The 3,161-nt window shown below is 71.6% G+C and carries 3 protein-coding genes; 2 read left to right on the top strand and 1 reads right to left on the bottom strand.

Annotation, left to right across the window (positions count from 1 at the left end; genetic code table 11):
* On the bottom strand, window positions 1-1,088 hold a 1,088-nt coding region (locus QN345_RS17195), incomplete at its 3' end, for an MFS transporter (RefSeq protein ID WP_323508945.1).
* Between the two features lie 235 nt (window positions 1,089-1,323).
* On the opposite strand from QN345_RS17195, the gene QN345_RS17190 reads away from it, so the two are divergent.
* Together QN345_RS17190 and QN345_RS17185 are read left to right on the top strand one after the other, a co-directional pair.
* A complete protein-coding gene (locus QN345_RS17190; RefSeq protein ID WP_416172952.1) occupies window positions 1,324-2,205 on the top strand; it encodes a sulfurtransferase in 882 nt (293 codons plus the stop codon).
* A gap of 84 nt (window positions 2,206-2,289) precedes the next feature.
* Window positions 2,290-3,161: siderophore-interacting protein (locus QN345_RS17185; protein ID WP_323508944.1), on the top strand; the 872-nt coding region annotated here is incomplete at its 3' end.

The raw sequence follows: 3,161 nt of genomic DNA, 5'->3' as shown, positions 1-3,161 counted from the left end.
CGTACCTTGTCGAGTTCCCGGCGGAGCTGCTCCGGGTCGGCCTTGGTGAACGGGGTGCGCTGCACGAGCGCCGCGCCCATCAGCTGGCCGGTGCCGACCCAGCCGTACGCCTCGGCGGTGTCGCTGAACTTGACGCTCGCGGAGACGATCCCGAACAGCACAGCGAAGGCCGGCGCGATGCCGATGCCCGCAAGGAGCAGGGTTGCGGCGAGCCACCAGAAGCTGAGGCCGAGAGTCGCGAGGGAGAGGCCGATCGTGACGATCAGCATCCGCCCGGCGAGGGCCCACGGGCCGATCGGCGCGTGACCGAGCGCGAGGCCGCCGACGAGCGAGCCGATCGCGAAGATGCCGAGCACCCAGCCGGAGTCCGAGCTGCCGTGACCGAATGCCGCGACGACGCCGGCCTCGACGGCCGAGCAGGCCGCGACGAGCATGAAGCCGACAACGGTGCTGAGGAGCACGGCAGGGCGCTTGAGCACGGCGCCGAGCTTGCGGCGGCTGCGCGGGATCCGTACCCGGCCGACCTCGGGCAGCACGACGAACCAGATGCCGCCGCCGACCAGGAATGCAGCGGCGAGGAGGATACCCGCGACCGAGCTGATCTGGATCGCGACGAATGTGGCGATGACCGGTCCGAGCACCCAGATGATCTCCTGGGCGGATGCGTCGAGCGAGAACAGCGGGGTGAGCTGACGGGAGTTGACGATCTTCGGGTAGATCGTGCGCACGGCCGGCTGGATCGGCGGTGTCGTCAGCCCCGCGACGAGGCCGATCACCATCAGGCCCCAGATCGGCAGGATCAACAACGCCATCACGACGATGGCGCTCGCGCAGATCGCGATCGTGGCGATGATGACCGGGCGCATGCCCCAGCGGCCCATCAGGCGGCTCGTGAGCGGGCCGGCGATGGCCTGGCCGATGCTCATCGCACCGAGTACGAGGCCGGCGGACCCGTAGGAGTCGTAGACGTGCTCGATGTGGATCAGGAACGCGAGCGAGAGCATCCCGAACGGAAAGCGGGCGGTCAGCTGCGCGGCGATAAGACGGGCAACCCCGGGCGTCTTCAGTAGGGTCCAGTAGCTGCTCACTCGTTCGAGTCTACGGGCGAGGCCCGGTACGGGTCGAGTCGGGCCCCCGGCACGCAATCCGTCGCCGCCCCGCGCCGAATTGCGTCGCGTGCGCGCCCGTTTTCGCAACGAACGTGTACCGAACGCAATTCCGTGCCGAGGATCGTGTCGACGGCCGTGCCTGGGGCCGTATCGAAGGGGCGGGGCACGGGCGGATGCGGGTCCCCGCGCCGCGCACACCCGGTACCGTGGTTTCGTGAACACTTTGATCTCCGCCGAGGATCTGGCCCGCCTGCTCGAGACGCGTGACGACATCCGTGTGCTCGACGTCCGGTGGGCGCTCCTCGGGCCGAGCGGACGCGACGAATACGCAGCCGGACACCTTCCGGGCGCGGTCTACGTCGACCTCGAGACCGAGCTCGCCCGTCCGGGGGCGCCTGAAGACGGGCGGCACCCGCTGCCCGCGATCGACGACCTGCAGGCGGCGGCGCGGCGCTGGGGAATCCACGACGACGACACCGTCGTGGTCTACGACGACCTGAGCCTGATGTCGGCGGCGCGGGCGTGGTGGCTGTTGCGGCACGCCGGTCACCGGAACGTGCTCCTGCTCGACGGTGCGCTCGCCGCCTGGCGCAGGGCGGGGCTGCCGCTCGTCACCGGGGAGCAGCCCGACCCGCCGATCGGCACCGCACACCTCAGCTACGGCTCGCTCGCCACGATCGACGCCGACACCGCCGCCGCCATCGCGCACACCGGCATCCTCCTCGACGCGCGCGCCGGCGCCCGGTACCGGGGCGAGACGGAGCCGGTCGACCCGCGCGCCGGCCATATCCCGGGCGCGGTGAGCGCCCCGACGACGGACACCCTCGCCGACGACGGCCGCTTCCTGCCCGCCGACCAGCTGCGTACACACTTCGAGTCCCTCGGCGTGAAACCGATGCGCCCGATCGGGGTCTACTGCGGATCGGGGGTCACGGCCGCCCACGAGATCGCCGCGCTCACGATCGCCGGGTTCGTCCCCTACCTCTACCCCGGATCCTGGTCGCAGTGGTCCAACCTCCCGGACCGCCCCGTGGAAACCGGGGACGGCGGGCGCGGCGGGTTCGGCGGTTTCACCGGGGCCAGCGTCCGGCTGTAGGTGGCGAGGCCGGCTCGCGGCGGCCCGGTGCGCTCACACCGAATTCACACGGCACGCAGAGCCCGGGGATGCAATACTTAGGTAATGCTTACCTTACCCAGCACCGAGGTGACCGGCGAGGACCTGCTCCCTGATGCACGCCCCGGCTACCGGCCGTACCGGGCGACGGTCGCTGGCATCCGGCGCCTGAGCCCGCATTTTGTGCGGGTGACCTTCACCGGTCCGGAATTCGAGCACTTCGGCACGGCGGGACTCGACCAGCGGATCAAGCTCGTCCTGCCGATCCCCGGCGTCGGCCTCGCCGATTTCGGAGTGGACGAGCAGCGCGACCCTGCGTCGACCGGCACCGGCTGGTACGACCGCTGGCGGGCCCTTCCCGAAGCTGAGCGAAACCCGTTCCGCAGTTACACCGTCCGCAGGGTGCGCCCGCACCTCCGCGAACTCGACGTCGACTTCGTCTCCCACGACGCAGCGGATGCCGCCGGATCCGGCCCCGGCCCCGCATCCCGCTGGCTCGCCGCGGCCCAGGTCGGCGAGCACGTCGTCATCGTCGGGCCGGACTCGCGCAGCCGCGACGCCGGCCTCGGCCTCGACTGGCGCCCCGGCGACGCGACCTACCTGCTCCTCGCGGGCGACGAGACCGCGGTCCCCGCGATCTGCGGCATCCTCGATACCCTGCAGCCCGGGCGCACGGCGCACGCCTTCCTCGAGGTGCCGGATGCCGCGGACCAGCTCGACGTGCGGGTCCCGGACGGCTGCTCCGTCACCTGGCTTCCGCGCGGCGGCGCCCCGCACGGCGAACGCCTCGACGCCGCCGTGCGCACCTGGGTCGCCGGCCACCAGGGACCCGAGGTCCCGACCGGCGTCGGCGTCAACGTGGCCGAGCTCGAGATCGACATCGACCGCGAAACCCTGTGGGACACCCCGGACACACCCCCGGGCGCAGGCTTCTACGC

Origin of the sequence: Cryobacterium sp. 10I1 (assembly GCF_035019805.1) — a bacterium.
Taxonomy (GTDB): domain Bacteria; phylum Actinomycetota; class Actinomycetes; order Actinomycetales; family Microbacteriaceae; genus Cryobacterium; species Cryobacterium glucosi.
The sequence above is the reverse complement of the archived record's forward strand: the minus strand, read 5'-3'. Positions and strand labels throughout refer to the sequence as shown.